This window comes from Anaerosporobacter mobilis DSM 15930 (assembly GCF_900142955.1).
Lineage (GTDB): Bacteria > Bacillota > Clostridia > Lachnospirales > Lachnospiraceae > Anaerosporobacter > Anaerosporobacter mobilis.
Genome location: NZ_FRCP01000021.1, coordinates 24,347 through 45,087 on the forward strand (window position 1 = coordinate 24,347; position 20,741 = coordinate 45,087).

Sequence of the window (20,741 nt, forward strand, 5' to 3'; positions counted from 1 at the left end):
TAAAAAATTGCTTAGAAAGCAATAAAACATCTTATGTTCTAAAAAAAGTACAAGAAATCCTATCATTTACAGCGATTTGCATTTGCTAAATGTTGAATAGCTTATTATAATGTTGAATGATGTGTTATTAATAAAAATAAAGTATAATAATACATAGCAAATCAAAATGATCAAAAAGAGGTTAAGTATGGAAAAAAATTATTTTACGCAAAGCGAAATCATTGAGAATACCATCAATGATTATACGCACAAAGCAAACTATTCAGTAGTTAAAATGGCACTATATGGTCTGATTGCTGGTTTATTTATTGCCATTGGTGCGCAAGGAAGTTTATTAGCTATTCATAATATAGCCGATCCAGGTGTTGCAAAGACAGTAGCAGGTGTGGTATTCCCTGTTGGTTTAATGTTAATTGTATTAATTGGTGGACAATTATTCACAGGTAATTGCTTATTGTTTATAGCTGGCTGGGATAAGAAGATATCTTGGGCTAAAATTGCAAAAAATCTTGTGATCATTTGGTTAACAAACCTAATTGGAGCATTATTTGTTGCAGCTATGTGTTATTTCTCAGGACAATTTGATTTTAATCATGGGGCTTTAGGTGCCTATACAATTAAAAATGCAGTTGCAAAAGCTAACGTAGATCCCTTCCAAGGATTCCTATCAGGAATTCTTTGTAATATCGTTGTATGTGCAGCAATACTAACTGCCGCTAGTGCAAAAGACGTAGCGGGTAAAATATTTGGAGTATTCTTCCCTATTTTTGTATTCGTAATTTCTGGTTTTGAACACTGTATTGCCAATGCGTATTATTTACCAGCTGGTTTGTTTGCTGCAAGAAATAATGAATATGTGGAAATAGCAAAAGAAGTGTATCATATAACAGAGGAACAAATTAATTCACTAACGGTATCTAATGCATTCCTTAACAATTTGATTCCAGTTACGATTGGTAATATCATAGGTGGTGGAGTTATAATTGGTGGAATTATGTTCTTATGTCATAGATCAAAAAAATTAAAATAAGATTACAGGATAAAGTAAGATAAAAGTTTATTATATGAATCAAAGAGCCAAATTACGATTGAAGTAATTTGGCCCTTTTGATTTTAGTGATAGGTGTTAGGAACGTTAATCTCAGGAACGCTAGTCTCAGGAATATTAGACTCAGGAACGCTAGACTCAGAAATTGTGGCATTGCCTTCTGGTATGGAGATTCCAAGTTTATCTAGGGTAATTAACCGAAGGAGTGTGTCTAGAATCATTGGTGAAGTGGAGTTGTTATTCTCAGAGTTTCCACCAAGTGATACCATTGTTTTTGGAACTATATCCACAGAAGTATTCTTAATGGCATCAGCTAATTTTTCAGTAATTTCTTGTATGATTCGGTACTGTGCACCACCGTAGGCTTTTACTTGAGCATCAATTGCTTGTGCTTTGGCAATACCAACATTCGTCTCTTTGGAGGCATCGGCTTCTCCCTCTAATCGAACCTTGGAAGCATTGGCTTTGGCGAGTGCAATAATTTGATTGGCTTCTTGCTCTGCTTTGCTGGCAAGAGCAGCACCACTATTGCCTTCGATTTCAATTTGAATCTTAGATTTAGTTAAGAAACTTTGTTGTTCAGCAACTGCTTGTGCTTCACGAAGAGATTTTTCACTTTCTGCCGCAGACTGTTGCTTTTGATATGTAATTTTCTTTTCTTCTGCAATTTGTCGTTCTCTTAACTGGGTAAGGATATTCTCAATCTGTATATCACCCTTGGAGGATTTTGGAGTTCCGATTAAAACTTCTTCTAGTTGGAGGTTATATTTTTCGAATTTATTCTTCATCTCAATAACAGCGCGCTCCCTAATGGAACTTCGCTCCTGAATCAGTTCAATTAAGGTTTTAGTTTGAGCAACATCTTTAAAATAAGCACTTACTAACGGGTCAAGGGATTGATTTACAAGCATACTAATGTCACCGAAACGTTGAATAACCCAAGGAGCCTGTTTGTAATCAATGTGCATAACAACCGAAAGTGGAAGAGATGGCTCAAATGCATCTTTGGTTATAATATCAACTTCGGATAGGTTTTGGTCATACTTATGTTCACCAACTTCACCACGATTCCATTTTAAGATGATATTCGTAGTAGGAACTAGAATTACTTTACCAGCATCGGTATTGAAGGCGTATTTACCTGGCATGAGCGGTTTTTGTAATACACCTTTGCATCCGTTTTCAACCAGTTCGCCGTGACGATAATCGGAACCGGTGGTATCAACGCCTTGTATTCCAAAGAATGAGACAACGACTCCTACATAACCAATTGGGACTACGGTCTTTGGACGAAATTCTACAGTAGCGAACAGACGATTGATATAGTAGGTACCATCTGTTAGCACCTCGATCTGTTTTCCCCGGCGACCACCAAGGGTAATAAATTGCTCGGGATCTTGGTAGCTTGCATGGCCTTCCCCTACTTCTGGAGCTATGATTTCTCCTTGTTGTAGAGGAGAACTGTCGTGAACGGTCACAATTCCCATTAGATCGCTGATATCATTTCCTTTTCCCATAATAACTACAGGAACAAAGGCATCTCGTAGTGTCAAAGTCCCTTGCATACTTTCTAGTTCTAGTCTTTCTTGTTTATTACCAGTATAGATTGCTTTAATTTCTTTCTGGGTAATTACTACAAACTGTGCTAAGTTTATTGCATAAGTTCCTTCTCGTAGAATTCCACGCTGCGGACCTCTCTGGCCACCATGTTGTAAGAAACCTCTCACATCTTGAAAATTGTTAGCCTCTGGTACAATTTTACCAAGTGTTTGATTTGGTGTTAGTGGAACACCATCCTTGGAAAAGATATAAGCAATCTGTCCTTGGGGGATGGTTATCAATGGATAACGATGAATGCGATACATTAATGTAGAACGAAAATGGATACCACCACGAAGAAGATCAGGTGAATAACCTGCTTCCCCATGCAAAGCAATGATAGAATCTTTTAGTGAACCATGTATGCTCCACCATTTCTCCACTACAGCAACTTCGTTTGACTTGATGATGCGTAATCCTAGAATCTGAAAAATCAGCAGATATAAGAGGAAAACCCCACCCACAACTAATAGAACAAGGACATAAGTACTCATAAATACGCTCCCTTCATAAAAAAACAGAATCCAATATGATATAGCACGTCTGAATCAATCTAATATATTCTACTATTTCTTGGGATAGAATTAAAAAGGTAGCAATTACCTACTCTAAGTGATGTTTTTTATGTGCGAAGTTAGAAATAACCAAAAAGAACTTGATTTACACGAGATATGACTATATGATATTCTAGGTTAGGAAAATGCTAAGAAACAAAGGAAGAAACAAATGGAAAAAAACGTTAATTTATTAGATGGACCGATTTTTAAAGGGTTAACAAAACTTGCGGTTCCGATTATGGCTACATCGATGGTGCAGATGGCATATAATATGATCGATATGATCTGGATTGGGAGACTTGGTAGCGGTGCAGTTGCGGCAATAGGTGCAGCAGGTATGTACATGTGGCTAGCTAATGGCGTGTCTACTTTATCAAAGATGGGAGGCCAAATCAAAGTTGGCCAAGCTCTAGGAGCAGGTAATAAAAAGGAGGCAGGGGAATATGCCACCAGTGCAATACAACTAGCACTTATCTATGGAATTGTTATATCACTAATCATTCTGATAATGGCCAATCCCTTCATTCGCTTTCTAGGTCTGAATGGAGCCGATGTAATAGCCGATGGAATTGTGTATCTTCAAATTGTCAGTATAGGTATTGTGTTTACCTTTATTAACCAAGTATTAACGGGAATATTTACAGCGATGGGCAATAGTAGTATTGCATTCCGTGCCACCGCTGTGGGGTTAGTAATCAATATTGTGTTTGATCCAGTTTTAATCTTTGGTGTTGGTCCAATTCCAGCATTAGGTGTCGCTGGTGCGGCAATTGCAACGGTTATGGCGCAGGCAGTGGTAATGGCTTTGTTTATCGTAGCTTGTAAAAAGGATCAAGTACTATTTAATCAAATTAAAATTCTTTGTAAACCGAATACAAAGGATATGAGACAAATCACTAAGATTGGATTACCAGTTTCTATACAAAGTATGATGTTCACGGGAATATCCATGATTATCTCAAGATTAGTTGCTGGATTTGGAGATCAGGCGGTTGCGGTACAAAAAGTAGGAAGTCAGATAGAATCCATTAGTTGGATGACGGCGGAGGGATTTTCAGCAGCGGTTAATTCTTTCGTAGCACAAAACTACGGAGCAGGAAATCATTCTCGTGTGAAAAAAGGCTATAAAGTTTCAATGTTTGTGGTTATTGCATGGGGAATCTTATGTACGGTATTATTAGTATTCTTACCAGGGCCAATCTTTAGAATATTCATACAAGAAAAAGAAGTACTACCTATGGGAATCAATTATCTTCAGATTCTTGGAATATCGCAGCTATTAATGTGTATGGAGATTGCAACACAAGGTGCTTTTGGAGGAATGGGTAGAACAATACCACCATCTATTATCAGTATTACAGGTTCAGTAGCCAGAATACCATTGGCAATGTTATTGTCTACGACAGTACTTGGACTAAGTGGTATATGGTGGAGTATTAGTATTACTAGCATTATGAAAGGTATTCTATTAGTAACTTGGTTTGTTTTCTTCTTACGTAAGTATGAAAGAAGGGCTTACTCAATAAATTAGGAGGACGTCAAACTAGGTGGATAGTGCTTTAGATAGGAGTGTATGATTTGCAGGAAAAGATAACGAAATTATTAGAAGAATATAAGATATCATTTGGAGAACTAGCAGAGGCTTTGGGGATAAGTAAGCAGACGTTAACGAAAAAAGTTACAGGGAATATGGACTGGACATATCCGGAGATGACTAAGTTAATGGAGATCTTTCATATTGTTGATCCACAAGCATTTTTCTTTGGATAGAAGAGATATAGTTTTTTGCATAAAAGATATATGTCTAAACTTCATTGCCTCAATTTTGCCATACTGGAGATATAACATATGAACCGAAGTAATTAAATTATACTTGGTGTAAATAATCGAAAATCATGACAGAGAGGGTGACTGTATGTATAATTTAAATAAGGAAAAAAATCTGCTAATAAAAAGATTGCTATGTATGTTGTTGCTGGTAACATTACTTCTTCCATCACAAGTAAGTACCTTGAAAGTAGCACAGGCAGCAACGAATACTTCCAAAGTAACGATTGGGAATTTTGAAGGAAGTTGGGAAGCTTCCGGTTATGCGCTTGGTAAGTCGGAGTATACCGCATATTTGGTCATGCGAGTAAAAGCAGATGGAAGTTTTTCAATATATGATCAAGAAGCAGGAAATCCAGGGATTTCAGGAATGATGACGGTAGTCGATGAAGATACAGTTTCAGTAGAATGTGATTCCGTAGATTTTGACTCACCTTGGCCAGAGCTACAGTTAACGGATGAGCTTAGATATCACTTCTATAACGAAAATCAAGTGCGTATTACGTACAATGATAAATCAATTGTATTTTCAAAGGTTGGTAAGAGATTTGATTTTAAGAAAATGTTTTCTGGTAATTGGAGTCAGGATTCTTATAGAACATGGTATTCCAATAACGGAATCAATGTGTCTGCAACGTATAAGCTTAAACTAGAGGGCGGTTCAATTTTGTTATATCGTGTATACAAGGACAAAGAAACTTTTATAACAAGTTTTTGTGGTTTGAGTTACAATAAGAAAACGAATGTAGTTAAGACAATTACAGAGTTATCCGATGCTTCTAAGTTGCCAAAGAATTGGCGTACGATGAAGGAAGGAAGACATTTTCAGAGTTTTAAACTAAGTTATAATTCTAAAAAACATTGCTTAACTCTTACCTTTAATAAAAAATCATATTCGTTCTATACAAATATAGTTTATGGAGTGAAAAAATAATATAACAAAGTTATTAAAAGATGTACACGTTACTGGTACATCTTTTTTTTGCGTAGAATTATAACGTTTATAAAGCAAAATGTAAAAAAAAGTTATAAAACAATAAGGGTATGAATAGAATACTTAATGATGGGTAAAATGCCATATGACTTATGAGGGTTTGATAATATATTGAGGACCGCCCTGTCATATACAAAGGATACAAACATTTGATTCAAAACGATAGGAAGTGCATATAATGTACTTCTAATAAAGTTCAGATTACAAATGGAATGGGGATATTTATTGTATAGAGAGGAACAACATGATGATCTATGAGAATTTAATCAACAAGAAAGACAAACTAGCAATAGTAGGGTTAGGATATGTAGGTATGCCTTTAGCAGTAGCCTTTGCTGAATCATTAGAGGTTATAGGGTTTGATTTAAATCAAAGAAAAATAAAGAGGTATCAACAAGGGATTGATGAAACTAGAGAGATAGGAGATGAGAAGATTCAGTCTACTAGTGTTGATTTTACCAATGACGAAGAGCGACTTAACGAAGCTAGATTTTTTATTGTTGCAGTACCAACACCTATTAAGGCTGATAAGACACCGGAATTAGCACCGGTGCAAGGTGCTTGTGAAGTGATTGGACGCCATTTACAGCCAGAAAGTATCATAGTTTTTGAATCGACCGTATACCCTGGAGTTACAGAAGATATCTGTGTACCGATTTTGGAACAAATATCAGGGCTTACTTGTGGCAAAGATTTTGGGATTGGGTATTCGCCAGAAAGAATTAATCCAGGGGATCCAATACATAGAGTACATAATATAATAAAGATAGTATCAGGAATGAATGATGAGGTCTTAGAAGAAATCGCAAAGGTTTATGAATTAGTGGTCAAGGTAGGAGTACACAGGGCACCTTCTATTAAAGTTGCAGAGGCGGCGAAGCTCGTAGAGAATGCACAACGTGATATCAACATAGCATTCATGAACGAGTTAGCAGTTGTTTTTGAGCGTATGGGAATCTGTACGAATGAAGTAGTTGAGGCGATGAATACAAAATGGAATGCCCTAGGTTTTGCACCTGGGCTAGTGGGAGGACATTGTATCGGTGTAGATCCCTATTACTTCATATACGAAGCATCTAAAAAGAATTACCATTCACCGATTATATCTGCAGGACGTAAGATTAATAATGATATGGGGACTTTTATTGCAGATATTACGATTAAACATATGATTCAGGCAAATAAACGTATTAAAGATTCTAAGGTTTGTATCTTAGGTATTACCTTCAAAGAAAATTGTCCAGATGTTCGAAATACTAGGGTGATGGATATTATTACAAGGCTTCAGGAATTTGGTGCTCATATCCTTGTAGTAGATCCTGTAGCGAATGTTGAGGAATTAAGGAATGAGTATGGTGTGGAACTTGTTTCATTAGATACAGTAAGAGAGGTTGACTGCGTTATTGTTGCAGTTGCACATGAGTGCTTTAGAGACATGGGAGTGAATGAATATGAGTGCTTGTTCAAGAAAGATAACGAAGAGAAGAATGTATTGATTGATGTAAAGAGCATTATGAACAAAAGCATAATGGAATCAAGAGGATATTCTTATTGGAGTTTATAGGGGAAAGATATGATGAAGAGAAAAAGAAGATGGTTTGTAGTAGCAGGAGTAATTCTACTGGTAGCATTAAGTGTAGTTTTAGTACTGTACAGTAAGAATAAGAAAGATACACCGACGATTAGTAAGGTACAACAGTATGTAAAATATGATGTTGAAAAAGCTTATGAGTTAGCATTAAGTGAACTGGAAAACAATTGTGATCGTGCAAGTATTTTAACTGACGTGAAGACACTAGATTATGTAATGTCTTTGAATTTTGTTGGGCTTTCTGATAGTAAGACCAATAATGAAATCGTTGACTTATTGTCATCCTATGATAGTAAGGCAACTTTCTTTATCTCTGGAATTGTGGCTGCGGAAGATTCTGATTTATTACAGAGGCTAGATAAGGAAGGACACGATATGGGTAGCAATGGCTTAAATGGAGATGCCTATATGGAGAAACTTCCGTCAAAGGAATTGGTGAATTCCTTTGTCCGTACCAATGGAATTATTAATACCTATATAGATCAAAAGGAATCTATACTCCTGTACTGTTCTGCCACGGAGTATACAGATCAGGTACTGCAAGCAGCATATGCTAGTGGGAATGAGCAAGTAGTAAAGAGTAACTATGTGGTTAATTACGGGAGTTTCACTTCCTACGAACAAGTAAAGGGTTACATACATAAGCTTCCAAGAGGTGCAATACTTACTGTAAAACTAGAGGGAGAATTAGAAGGGATAGAGTATCAACCTTCCGTTACCGAAGAAGATCCAGCTAAGGATATGCAAGCAGGAATAGAAGAATCAGAAGTACTAGAAGGTACGAAAGAAGAGAAGCTTGTTAAGATTACGGAATGGATATTGCGGGCAATACAAGAAGAAAGAATAGAGAATGTATTATGCAAAGACTTGTCTGCTTATTATGATGCATCTTTGGAAAAAGACTATAGTAATGTATTACAAAAGGTAGGAGTGCCAGCAAAAGCATATCAATCCATACCGAATAAGCCAGGGAAAGTAGGTTTTGTATTCCGAGGAATTAGCGATGAAGGCGAGTTAAAAACTGCACTAACGTTTTTAAAGGAACAAGATTACCGAGCAACTTTCTTTGTAACAGGGGATGAGGTAATTCAGTATCCAGAGAGAATTACAGAAATAGTTGCTAGTGGACATGAAATAGGCAATGGGGGCATGACTGGTAAGGACGTAACTACGATGAATCCTCAGGAAGCATACTTTGAGATTATGAAGTGTGATGAGTTATTAAAGGAGCAGCTAGGTGATACGGTAAAAATCTTTATGCCTGGCTATGGTAAATACAATAAAACAACCGAACAGGTTGCGGGGCTACTAAAATACACCATAGTTACTTATAACAAATATCCGATTGCTAGCAAAGAAGTGAGTGTAGAGCAAGTAGATGAGTATTTTAATTCACCACTTAAGTCAGGGGATATTATCTATATTCCGTTCGGTGTTAGTATGCAGTTCAAAGAGATTCTTAGTACTTTGGCTAAGAAAGTAGAGGAAGGCAATCGTGCAGTGGATACCGTAAGTATCTTGTTACAAAATATTGTATTACAGACGGAAGAACAAACAGTAACGACGACTATCGCTACAAGTAAAAATCAAACCAAAAAACCTGTGAAAGATTCCACGATAACGGTTGTAGATAAGAAAAAAGAAAAAGAGGAAAGGGAGAAAGAAAAGGTAGAAAAAGAGAAGGAAAAAGAGAAGGAAAAAGAGAAGGAGAAAAAGCAAAAGGAAGAAGAAGCAATAGTAAAAGAAGCGAATAAGCTGAGAAAACTGAATAAAGGTCAAGTATCTAAAGTCAATCGTTTGGTTCATACCACGGATTTAGTAGTTGGATACAGTTTCTCTGGCGTTAGCCGTGGAGATGTTGTAGATAAAGTGTTAGCAAAATTAAAGGGATTAAATATACATGCGACTTTTTTTGTTTCTATGAAAGATATCCAAAATTCTAAAAAAACCATTGATAAGATAGTGAAGGAAGGGCACGAATTACAGATTCTTCTACTTGATTCTAATGGAAGGACATACACAGAAGTGGCAACCACAATTCTGAAAATAAAAGATTTTATTGATGAGACCTATCAACAGAATGCGAATCTAGTAAGATATGCGTATGACGTTGATTATGAGAAAGAAGTGTTGGAGGCAATCTCAGCTACCAATTGTCAAGTAATTGGGCAGAGTGTTTCTGTTGCAATTTCAAAGGTAGAGAAAGATGCTTCGGAAGATGAAATTCTGGAAGTCATCTCTCATCAAGGTCATTTGGTAGCAACAAGAGGATATATAGCTCATTTTCGAATGGATTATTATGAAAATCCCACGGTAATTGCGAAGGTTTTAGAGATGATAAAAGAAGAAAAAGTGGACACCATTGGTTACCTTGATGAGGGAATCAAGAAGAATGGATATCAATTTGAAACCTTGAGTGAGATTGTATCTGGTAAAGGAGTTTATCAGTATCCACTTACAAAATCCACTATATTAGATGCAACAAAAGGCAAGATAGGTAAAGGTAGATTGGCTTCTGAAAACATATTTGAGTATATAGCCAAACGTTATGTAGGAAATAATTCAATTAAAACGATTGCAGCGTTACCAGGATTTACAGAGGAAGAGATTGAGAAGATTGATAAAACGGGAAGGTTTACTTCCGACAAGGTACTATTTTTAAGTTTTGATGATTGGGGTAGCGATGCTGCCATTACGAAATTATTGTATGTACTGAACAAATATAATGTGAAAGCCACTTTCTTTATCCGTACCAATTATGTTTTAGAGAATCCAAACCTATTACGTGCAATTGCCCTAAATGGACATGATATTGCAAGTCATACGAATTCTCATATGGTATTAGCAAATTCTACGGATCAGCCAGGAGTTTATAGTAATCTTGATGACAAACAGGCAGAGGAACTACAGGATGATTTCATTAAATCCTACGATATCTTACAAAGTATAATTGGTGACCTTCAAATTGATAATAGACCATCATTACAAACTTTTATGCGTCCACCAACGCTTGCGGTTAGTAAGAAGGGCCTTGAGGCGATATTTGATGCAGGTGCTTCCCTAGTTATATCAGGTGATTTTTCTACCCATGATTATGAAGCGAAGAGTGTTTCTGAAGTAGTCGAAACAATGAAGAATGGAATTGTAGAGAGTAAAGATAAGAAAAGTTTGATTCAAAATGGAAGTATTATAGTTATGCATATGTCAGATAATGCAAAATATACAGCAGAGGCGCTTGATATAGTAATTCCATATTACTTATCGCAGGGGTATCATTTTGCACGAATAAGCGACTATTTAGGCAATGGAGAGTTGATTTCTAGTAAGGAGCAAAGATGATTAAGATAAGAAGAAAGAATAAAGTGCAAGATATCCTACTGGAACATAAAAAGGACAGAAGGTTATTACCTAATGTCCCTGATGCTAAGAAGATGCGATCGGGGCAAGAGAGAAGAGGTAGTAGTGTAGAACGCTTGGATCCTATTAGTAGCACGAGGTACTTAGTACAGTATCCGGTTACGATTACTTGTCATCTGCAAGGATTTGATAAGAAAAAAATTAGTGGAAATGCAGTTGATATTTCAACCAGTGGCATTCTAATCCAAGTGGAACATAAGGAAGATATTAAGATATTAGAGGATTCTGGGAGCGCGAAATTGCGCTTCCATGTTAAACCAGGAACAATGCCAGAAGGTTATGAGATGAACATGCGGATAAAGGCAGACTTTGTCCGTAAGGTGGAACAAGAAGATGAGATGCTCATCGCTATGAAGTTTAAAAAAGATTTAAAACAGAAGGCAAAAGAAAAAAGAGGAAATTATGCCTTAGCATCGTCGTGTATCCTTCTAACATTTATCACGCTGTTTATTATGTTAATGAGAGCGGAAAGTATCCTATATTTCAAGTTTAATAAGTGGTTGTATCTGTATAGTATTATTACCGCTGTATTCTTATTAACGAGATATTTGTTTGGTTCCTTTTATCGTCCTGTGAAAGTAGATTCTGAATATACACCTTCCGTAACCATTATTATTCCGTGTTTTAATGAAGAGGTATGGATTCAGCAAACGATACTTAGTTGCATGAATCAGAATTATCCGATGGATAAATTAGAAGTAATTGTTGTGGATGATCACTCGAATGACCGTTCGGTGGAGAAGATTAAGGAAATCACGGAACGTCTTTACCTCGAGGGAGAAGAATATGCAATTCCAAATCGATTACGATATCTATTACAGAAACAAAATGCAGGAAAAAGAGAGGCCCTTGCAAGAGGGACTTTAGAAGCAAAACATGATCTTGTAGTATTCGTTGATTCCGATAGTTTTCTAGACCCTGACGCAATTCGAAATCTAGTGCAACCATTCAAAGATCCCAAGATGGGAGGGGTTGCTGGTCGTACCGATGTAGCCAATACGTACACGAATGTACTGACTAAGATGCAGTCTGTTCGTTATTATATCGCATTTCGAATTATGAAAGCAGCAGAAGGGTATTTTGATGCAGTAACTTGTCTATCGGGTCCACTTGCATGTTACCGTAAAGAACTTGTAAAGAGCAATATTGATGCTTGGTTACGTCAAAGTTTTTTGGGGCAAAAAGCTACCTTTGGTGATGACCGCGCTATGACGAATTTCATACTTAGGGGGTATCGAACGGGATATCAAGATACTGCGGTATGTTCTACCGTTGTACCGAATAAATATAAGGTCTTTCTTAAGCAACAGATGAGATGGAAGCGTTCTTGGCTTAGGGAGTCTTTAATGGCTTCAAAATTCATGTGGAAAAAGGAACCCTTTGCTGCGGTTAGTTTTTATATGGGGTTACTCGTTCCAGTCGTAGCACCAATCGTAGTAGTCTATAATTTAATTATCGCACCTCTAAGGTTTGGAATCTTTCCTACCACATTTTTAATTGGTATGCTTATGATGGCTATGATGATGAGTGTGGTACAGCTTTTATTACGAAAAAGTACCACTTGGATCTTTGGATTGGTATTTTGTTTGTTTTATGAAGGGGTATTATTATGGCAGATGCCAATAGCATGGGTAACTTTTTGGAAGTCAACGTGGGGAACACGTATGACACCAAATGATATCATGGTGCAAGAAAAAAGAGAAAGTAGGAAGTAAATGGTGTGAAAAAAAAAATTAAAAAGAAAGATATTAGGAAAATAGTTCGTGGAACTTTTCAAGGAATTATAGTACTTCTACTAGTTTTTCTGTTGCTACGTGCATTTTTATCTACGAATGTATATACTCCATATGAGGATACCAATATGCAAACAAAAGATTCTGGGTTTGTGGCTTTATCTTACTTTGGAGTTAGTAGAATTGGTGACGATGTAACGATAACAACGAAACGATTTGAAGAGCATATTAAAGCCCTCAAAGAAAATGGTTATGTAACGATAACTCAACAAGATATATTAGATTACTATCTTAAGGGCAAAAAACTCCCTGAAAAGTCACTGTTCCTCATGTTTGAAGATGGATATGCAGGAACTGCAATTTTCGCAGGCAAAGTGATGGAGAAATACAATTTGAAAGCTACAATGCTTACATATGGTGATAAGTTAGCTATAAAAGACCCCAAATTCCTGACCCCAAAAGACCTTAAACAATTAGAAAAGGAGACTTACTGGGAAATAGGAACCAATGGATATCGGTTATCGTATATTAACGTATTTGATAAAGAGGATACGTATCTTGGGGAGTTATCTTCCTATGATTTCATAAAGGTTAGAAAAGAATTGAATCGAAAATACAATCAGTATCTAATGGATTATATACGAGATGAGTATGGGGTTCCAAAAGAGACCTATCAGCAGATGAAGAATCGTATTATAACAGACTATCAGTTACTAGAGAAAAGTTATGAAGAAGGAATTAATTATGTACCTAAATTACACGTGTTGATGCATGCGAATACAGAAAGGTATGGAAACAACCAAAGGGTAAGTGATGTTAATGAAGAGAAGATTAAAGAGATGTTTGCTATGAATTTTAATCGTGAAGGCTTCAGTATCAATAATTTGGAATGCAATCTCTTTGATTTGACAAGAATGCAACCACAGGCATATTGGTCACCAAATCATCTATTAATGCGAATATGGGATGATACCAAACAAGATGTTAACTTTGAAATAGGAGATAAGAAAGAGAGTAAACAATTTGAAACAATAAAGGGTGCTACACAATTTGCGGAGGAATCGATAATCATCACATCACTTCCTAGTGATGCTGGATTAATTCGATTAAAAAATAGTGAAAGTTATCAAGATGTGCAATTAAATGTAACCATTGGTGGGAATGTTTTAGGAGGACAGGGAATATATCTTCGAGCAGATGAAGCCTTACAGAATTATGTTAAGGTACAGAGTATCAATAACGAATTAAGAATTATTGAATGTGTAGAGGGAATGGAGTCTATTGTGAAGAGCGTAGACCTAGAATGTTTAGAGGATATCGATACTTCTAATATCCAACTATTCAGTACAGCAAAACGGCAACTTATGATTCAACTTAACGGCAATTCCATTACCGTCGTAGTTAATGGGAAAGACTTTAGTCCTGCTGAAACCTTACATCAAGTAAAAACAGGTTCATTGTTATTGGAATCCATGTGTAATGAGGAGGCATATAGTCAAAGAAATCTGTATGACGATGTTTATGATGGTGTCTTTGAACAACTCGTTGTCTCCTCTAGTGATTCGAAAAAGATCTTATACGATAATCAACTTCATGGCTTAGAAAAAGTACAGAATAGGATAGAGAAAACGTGGAGTAATATTGTAAACTGGTTTGTAGAGAATCTATAAATGGAGGAATATATGGAAAAGAAGTGCATGAAGAAGAAATGCATGAAAAAGAAATATAGGATAAAGGAATATAGGATAAAGGTAAAATGGTTATATCTAGTTGCAATTGTATTATGTATGGTTGGTACAACTAGCTGCACTAAGATGAAGGAAAAACAGAAGGCAGGAACTGAGAATACTGGAACTGAGAATGCGAACGTGCAAGAATCTGAATCATCGGTTGTGGATATAGAGGATGAGAATAAAGTGAGTGTTTGGGTTACCTATTGGGATACGTCTGGGTTACTAGAGGAGTTACAAGTGTGGAAACCATACATCAAACAGATAAACTATTTTGCGGCTTACTTTAAGGAAGATAGAAGTCTGTTTGTACCAAAATCTACAGAAGAAACTAGGGAATCTATAAGTAGACTTTTTGAAGATAGAGAATTTCCGACATATCTAACGATAGTAAATGATCAAGAATTAGAGGATGGAACGTCAACGCTAAAGAGTACCGACTTATTATATTCCTTATTCGAATCAGAAGAAACCATGAGGAAACATAGTAACGATATTCTTCAAGTTACTTTAGATGGTGGATATGATGGAATAGAAATCGACTATGAGGCGATTCGTGATGATATGGTCTTATGGGAGAAGTATCTAACCTTTCTTCATTTACTTACGAAGTTAACAAAGGAGTATAATCTTTCTCTGCGTGTGTTGTTAGAACCTTCCACTCCAGTCGATGATATTCAGTTTCCAGAAGGAATTGAATATATAATGATGTGTTACAACCTGTATGGTTACGGGACCAAACCAGGACCTAAGGCGAATAGAGACTTTCTAATTGAATTAGCAGATAAGATGAAGAAGGTTTCGAATCGCCGAGGGTATGCGCTTGCAACGGGAGGATTTGATTTTTCCTCTGATGGTACTACTGCAGCAGTAACCTTGGTTGAGGCAATGGCTGTACAATCGACTGAGGGAGATAATATTCACCGTGATGAACAGAGTCAGTGTATAGTTTTTACCTATACAAAACAGAACATGGCCCATGAGGTATGGTACGCAGATGGAGATACACTTAGGTATTGGACGAAAGTATTAAAAGAAGAAGGAGAACGCAATATCTCAATCTGGCGATTAGGTGGAACCATTCTCAAATAAGTATCTTTCATAGTATATTTTTAGATGAATTATGTATTCTATATTTTATGATGGGATTATATGTGGTTCGAGTGTCAAAAGGTTAGAAATATTTATTCAACTGAAGCTGGTTGATGTACTTGTGTTTTCAAATTTTTATACAAAATCCTTATACATTTGCATAGCTTCTTTACTGGCGTACTATAACATAAAACACGCTACACACCTAAGTACTTCTAAGTGTGTAAGGTAAGGTATCGGAATTAGACGGAACCACCTTCGATTCGGCATCCTGCCGAAGCTCAGGCTGGCTCGGCGTCCATGCCTCGCCTTGCTATGTTATCAAGTACACACTAAGAAGTACTATAGATGTTTCGCTATCGTTTTTTAGTCATAGTACGTCAGCAAAGAAGCAACTCATAGCGACTAAGAGTTTTGCTTATCTATATTGATGATACACAAGTACAGCTTAATTTGTGAATGAATAAATATTTCATAGTATTCATTACAACATTGTTTATGACCTTTTATCATCTGAATCCTGTCCATAAGATATACTAGAAGGAGACCAAGATGAAAAAAATATTATACATTAAAGCAAATATTAAAAAATATGGGGATTCAAGAACTTTTAAGATATCAGATCGTTTTGTAGAAGAGTATAAGAAAAATAATCCTGATGATGAGGTAATTGTTTTAGATTTGTACAAAGAAAGAATTGGATTTTTAAGACCAGAGGATTTAGAGAAATTATTAGGAAAAAAAGACGATGAAGCTAGGAAGAATTCTATACTAAAATATGTGTATCAATTTGTTGATGCAGACAAGTACATTATTGCAGCTCCCATGTGGAATCTAAGTATTCCTGCTATATTAAAAGCATACATGGATTATGTATGTGCTAGCGGAATTACCTTTAAATATACAGAAAACGGACCAGTAGGTCTTTGTAAAGGGAAAAAAGCAGTTCATATTGTCTCTCGAGGGGGGAATTATTCAGAAGGTCCAGCAAAAGAATATGAGATGGGTGATCGGTATTTAAGAACTATTTTTGCATTCTTTGGAATTACTGATTTTACAACAATAGCAGCGGACAAACTAGATGATAAATCAGAAGATGTAGAGGCAATTCTTAATCAGGCAATAATAAGGGCTATGAATGTAGCAAAAGAGTTTTGATTACTCACCAGTATTTACACTGGTATTATTTCTTTGTTTGCGATAAAATGTCTTTATCAATGTGAATGAGACCAGAAACAAAGGAGATTAATAGAGATGAAGCAAACAAAGAAATTGTATGATTTGGATGCATATGCTATAGAGTTCGACGCGGCGGTACTATCCTGTGAAGAAGTCCAGTTAGATCAACAGGTGATTTACCAAGTTATCTTAGATCAAACCCTCTTCTTCCCAGAAGAGGGGGGACAAAGTCCAGATAAGGGGACAATTCAGGATATACCTGTTATCAATGTTCAAATCCAAGATGATGTTATTGTGCATACATTAGAAGCACCATTACAAGTGGGCGAAAAAGTACATGGCTGTATTGATTGGAAACATCGTTTTAGCAATATGCAACAACATTCAGGAGAGCATATCTTTTCTGGACTAGTGAATAAGAAGTTTGGGTACGATAACGTAGGATTTCACCTAAGTGATCAGATTGTAACGATGGATTTTAATGGAGTACTAACTGCAGAGGAAGCGGCAGATATTGAATACGCTGCAAATGAAATGATTCTTAAAAATATCCCAGTACAAGTGACATTTCCTTCAAAAGAGGAGTTATCTGATTTGAACTATCGTAGCAAGATTGAAATAGATGGACAAGTACGTATTGTCACCATAGCAGGTGTGGATGTGTGTGCTTGTTGTGCACCTCATGTGAGAAGAACTGGTGAGATTATGATGTTAAAGATTCTGAATATGCAAAATTACAAGGGCGGAGTCCGAATTAGTATTCTATGTGGGTTCCGTGCATTAGAAGAATATCGTCAGAAAACGGTAATCTTATCAGAGCTTACATCTTCCTTATCAGCAAACCAAGATTCATTGGTAGAAGCAGTTACTAAATTAAAGAATGTGAATCAATCGTTAAAGACTGAAGTAGCTGTTGCTAAACAGGAGCTTATGGAGGCGAAATTAGAAGCAGTTCCAAAGGATCAAGTAAATGTATATTTGTTTGAAGATAATCTAGATGCTCAAGTTATGCGTAACGCTGTAAATCAATTAGTAACAGAGCATTCTGGAATCTGTGGAATCTTCACAGGAGATGACGAAGAGGGCTACCGTTTTAATATTGGTAGTAGAACAGAAGATGCCCGTTCGATTGCTACGATATTAAGGGAAAAACTAGGTGCAAAGGGCGGTGGAAGTGCTGCCATGGTACAGGGATCTGTTATTGCGAAGAAAGAGATGATTTTAGCTTTAATCTCATAGATTGTTATGTAAGAAAATGAATATAATAGAGATTACAATAATTATAAGAAACTATGTTAGAAAAGAAAGGTATAGTGAAGAGTTCGTAGACAGCAAGGTAGTGCAATGATTTACTATAGAATCTATAGATGAGGTGTACGCAATGTATCATTTTATAATTAACTCCCACGCGAAGTCTAGATTGGGACATCGAATATGGAACGATATTGAAAGATATCTAAGGGAGCAAAAGTTTGAGTATAAGAAGTACTTTACTAGAGAAGCTGGACATGCAGCTAGGGTTGCGAATCAGATTACTAGTAACATGGAAGACGCTCCAACCATTGTTGTATTAGGTGGGGATGGAACGTTGAATGAAGTATTAAACGGTTTACGATACCTTGATGGAGTAACATTAGGATATATTCCTATTGGTTCTAGCAATGATTTTGCACGAGGTATGGATATATCAAAAGATTATCTTAAAGAATTGCATAAGATTATGTATCCTAAGAGATTTATGCGACTGGATTATGGAGTTGCTACATATGGAGGTAAGAGTAAGCGTTTCCTTGTTAGTTCAGGAATCGGATTTGATGCGGCAGTATGCCACGAGGTAAATCATTCTCCACTTAAAAAGATAATGAATCGCTTAAGAATAGGTAAGCTTACGTATGGGCTTGTAGCAATAAAACAGTTAGCAGGTATTCCGTATATTAAAGGTAAGATAATCATAGATGACAAGAAAGTCAAGACCTTTGATAAAATCTTCTTTTCATCGGTGCATGTACAAAAGTACGAGGGTGGTGGATTTATGTTTTGCCCAGAAGCAGATGCTACAGATGGATATATCGATCTATGTGTGGCAGAGAATATTACTAGAAGTAGAGTCCTAAGTATATTACCAAGTGCTAAGAAGGGCAAACATGTAACCTGTTCTGGTATCCATATATATCGTTGTAAGAAAGCAGTATTCCAGATGAGACGAAAACAATTCGTACATATCGATGGCGAAACAGAAGAGAAGACGATGTTTACGGAAGTGAGATTTGAAACCTCACCAGATACGATTCGATTTATTATCGGATAGAGTATAGTGTGAATTAAGAATTGAAGAATTGAAGAAGGAAATCAAAAACGCACTCAGATAATATAAGATGGGTGCGTTTTCTGATCAAGTTTTCTCTTATAGTTGCGCACGCAACTAAAATATGATACCATATTAGTTGCGCACACAACTAATTGGATCTGTGTGACCTTGCACCAAGATCCTAATTAAAAAGGAGAGAGAAGACATGAAGCAAAGTAATGAGAATATCCTAGGTACAGCGCCAATAGGAAAACTATTAGTTAAATATTCTGTGCCTGCAATTATTGGTATGTTAGTAAATATGTTGTATAATGTAGTAGACCGTATTTACATTGGGCAAATTCCTAATGTCGGAGGATTGGCCATTACAGGAGTAGGAATTACAATGCCTATAACGAATATTATTACAGGTATCGGTATGTTAGTTGGAATTGGTACCTCTGCTAGTATTTCATTGGCACTTGGAAAAGGGGATAAGAGAAAAGCCGAAAAAACTTTAAACAATGGCTTTTTATTAATTGTAATTGCAAGTTTATTAGTAGCAACATTAGGTACTTTATTAGCGCCCTCTATAGTACATCTTTTTGGTGGAAGTGATCGTACAACCCCGTTTGCACTACTTTACCTAAGACCGTTATTAATTGGTACGATCTGCAACCTGTGTGCATTCGGTTTGAATCATTCCATTAGTTCAGATGGTAGTCCAAGAGTTGGTATGTTTACTATGATTATAGGAGCAACAGTTAACATTATACTTGATCCAATCTTAATCTTTGGTCTTGATATGGGAATTCAAGGTGCAGCAGTTGCAACGGTGGCATCTCAATTCGTAGCAGCTTGTTGGGTACTTTTCTACTTTACGAAAGGTAAGAAATCATCTATCAAAATCAAACGATCGGAACTTCATCTTCATAATCAGACGACCAGAGGAATCTTAATGATAGGCCTTGCGCCATTCTGTATGCAATTAGCGGGAAGTTTGGTACAAGTTGTTTCGAATAAAGCACTGTTTGCTAGTGGTGGAGATATGGCTATTGGGGCAATGGCAGTAATTACTTCAATCTGTAGTATTTTTATTATCCCTATATTCGGTTTAAACCAGGGAGCGCAACCAATTATCGGGTATAATTATGGATCAGGAAGATACAATAGAGCTAAGAAAACGTATTTGGTAGGACTATTTTGGTGTACCATTATATTAGTAATAAGTACACTTGTGATTCAATTTATTCCAGAAACATTAATCAAAATGTTTAACAATGATCCTGAGTTAACGGAAATTGCATTGAATGGTATTCGAGTATATCTAATTGCACTACCTATAATCGGTGTTCAAATGGCAACGTCCAACTATTTTCAAGCAGTAGGTAAACCTATGAAGGCAATGATAATTGGATTAACAAGGCAAGTAATCTTTTTAATCCCTGCATTTATTATTTTCTCACGTTTATGGGGGATAAAAGGTGTTTGGATTGCGGGACCTATCTGTGATAGTCTGGCTGCTTGTTTATCATTAGGTGTAATCATTCATGAGTTCAAATTATTAGACAACAAATCAATACCTGATCACGAGGTTTAAAAGTACGTATAAAGGAACAAAGTGAGAAAAATCAAGATTTTTCACACGTAAATTTGTGCCTGCAGCAAAGGTTGCAGGCCTCGAGAA

General features: G+C 36.3%; 14 protein-coding genes and 1 pseudogene. 14 read left to right on the top strand and 1 reads right to left on the bottom strand.

Going from position 1 to position 20,741, the window contains the following annotated elements:
• The first annotated feature begins 187 nt into the window (after nt 1–187).
• Entirely contained in the window at nt 188–1,030 is an 843-nt protein-coding gene (locus tag BUB90_RS18840; RefSeq protein ID WP_073290309.1) for a formate/nitrite transporter family protein, read from the top strand.
• Nucleotides 1,031–1,116: 86 nt separating this feature from the next.
• Complete coding sequence (locus BUB90_RS24470) at nt 1,117–1,236, top strand: pentapeptide repeat-containing protein (protein WP_408605963.1); 120 nt, start codon at nt 1,117–1,119, stop codon at nt 1,234–1,236.
• A 435-nt stretch (nt 1,237–1,671) separates the two neighbouring features.
• Here BUB90_RS24470 and BUB90_RS18845 read toward each other — a convergent pair.
• Nucleotides 1,672–3,141, bottom strand: a pseudogene (locus BUB90_RS18845) (SPFH domain-containing protein); the annotation flags it as partial.
• A 232-nt stretch (nt 3,142–3,373) separates the two neighbouring features.
• On the opposite strand from BUB90_RS18845, the gene BUB90_RS18850 reads away from it, so the two are divergent.
• The 12 genes from BUB90_RS18850 to BUB90_RS18905 all read left to right on the top strand — a co-directional run bounded on the left by BUB90_RS18850 (nt 3,374) and on the right by BUB90_RS18905 (nt 20,654).
• Complete coding sequence (locus BUB90_RS18850; RefSeq protein ID WP_073290311.1) at nt 3,374–4,735, top strand: MATE family efflux transporter; 1,362 nt, start codon at nt 3,374–3,376, stop codon at nt 4,733–4,735.
• A gap of 47 nt (nt 4,736–4,782) precedes the next feature.
• On the top strand, nt 4,783–4,974 hold the full coding sequence (locus BUB90_RS18855) for a helix-turn-helix domain-containing protein (protein WP_073290313.1): 192 nt from the start codon (nt 4,783–4,785) through the stop codon (nt 4,972–4,974).
• 145 nt (nt 4,975–5,119) lie between these two features.
• Nucleotides 5,120–5,965 carry a hypothetical protein gene (locus tag BUB90_RS18860; RefSeq protein ID WP_073290315.1) on the top strand — a complete coding sequence of 282 codons (846 nt, stop codon included), beginning with the start codon at nt 5,120–5,122 and terminating at the stop codon, nt 5,963–5,965.
• A gap of 304 nt (nt 5,966–6,269) precedes the next feature.
• Nucleotides 6,270–7,589: a nucleotide sugar dehydrogenase gene (locus tag BUB90_RS18865; protein WP_073290317.1), complete on the top strand. Its 1,320-nt coding sequence runs from the start codon at nt 6,270–6,272 to the stop codon at nt 7,587–7,589.
• A 9-nt stretch (nt 7,590–7,598) separates the two neighbouring features.
• Nucleotides 7,599–10,955, top strand: a complete 3,357-nt coding sequence (locus BUB90_RS18870) for a polysaccharide deacetylase family protein (protein WP_084139376.1) — start codon at nt 7,599–7,601, stop codon at nt 10,953–10,955.
• Nucleotides 10,952–12,748 carry a glycosyltransferase family 2 protein gene (locus BUB90_RS18875; protein ID WP_073290323.1) on the top strand — a complete coding sequence of 599 codons (1,797 nt, stop codon included), beginning with the start codon at nt 10,952–10,954 and terminating at the stop codon, nt 12,746–12,748. Before BUB90_RS18870 ends, BUB90_RS18875 begins: the two co-directional genes overlap by 4 nt.
• A gap of 5 nt (nt 12,749–12,753) precedes the next feature.
• Complete coding sequence (locus BUB90_RS18880; RefSeq protein ID WP_073290325.1) at nt 12,754–14,436, top strand: polysaccharide deacetylase family protein; 1,683 nt, start codon at nt 12,754–12,756, stop codon at nt 14,434–14,436.
• 12 nt (nt 14,437–14,448) lie between these two features.
• Complete coding sequence (locus tag BUB90_RS18885; RefSeq protein ID WP_073290327.1) at nt 14,449–15,588, top strand: glycoside hydrolase family 18 protein; 1,140 nt, start codon at nt 14,449–14,451, stop codon at nt 15,586–15,588.
• A gap of 552 nt (nt 15,589–16,140) precedes the next feature.
• Nucleotides 16,141–16,746 carry an FMN-dependent NADH-azoreductase gene (locus BUB90_RS18890; RefSeq protein WP_073290329.1) on the top strand — a complete coding sequence of 202 codons (606 nt, stop codon included), beginning with the start codon at nt 16,141–16,143 and terminating at the stop codon, nt 16,744–16,746.
• A gap of 96 nt (nt 16,747–16,842) precedes the next feature.
• Nucleotides 16,843–18,006: an alanyl-tRNA editing protein gene (locus BUB90_RS18895; RefSeq protein WP_073290331.1), complete on the top strand. Its 1,164-nt coding sequence runs from the start codon at nt 16,843–16,845 to the stop codon at nt 18,004–18,006.
• 142 nt (nt 18,007–18,148) lie between these two features.
• Nucleotides 18,149–19,075 (top strand): diacylglycerol/lipid kinase family protein, encoded by a 927-nt coding sequence (locus tag BUB90_RS18900; RefSeq protein ID WP_073290333.1) that lies wholly within the window; start codon nt 18,149–18,151, stop codon nt 19,073–19,075.
• 205 nt (nt 19,076–19,280) lie between these two features.
• Nucleotides 19,281–20,654: an MATE family efflux transporter gene (locus BUB90_RS18905; protein WP_073290335.1), complete on the top strand. Its 1,374-nt coding sequence runs from the start codon at nt 19,281–19,283 to the stop codon at nt 20,652–20,654.
• Nucleotides 20,655–20,741: the final 87 nt, after the last annotated feature.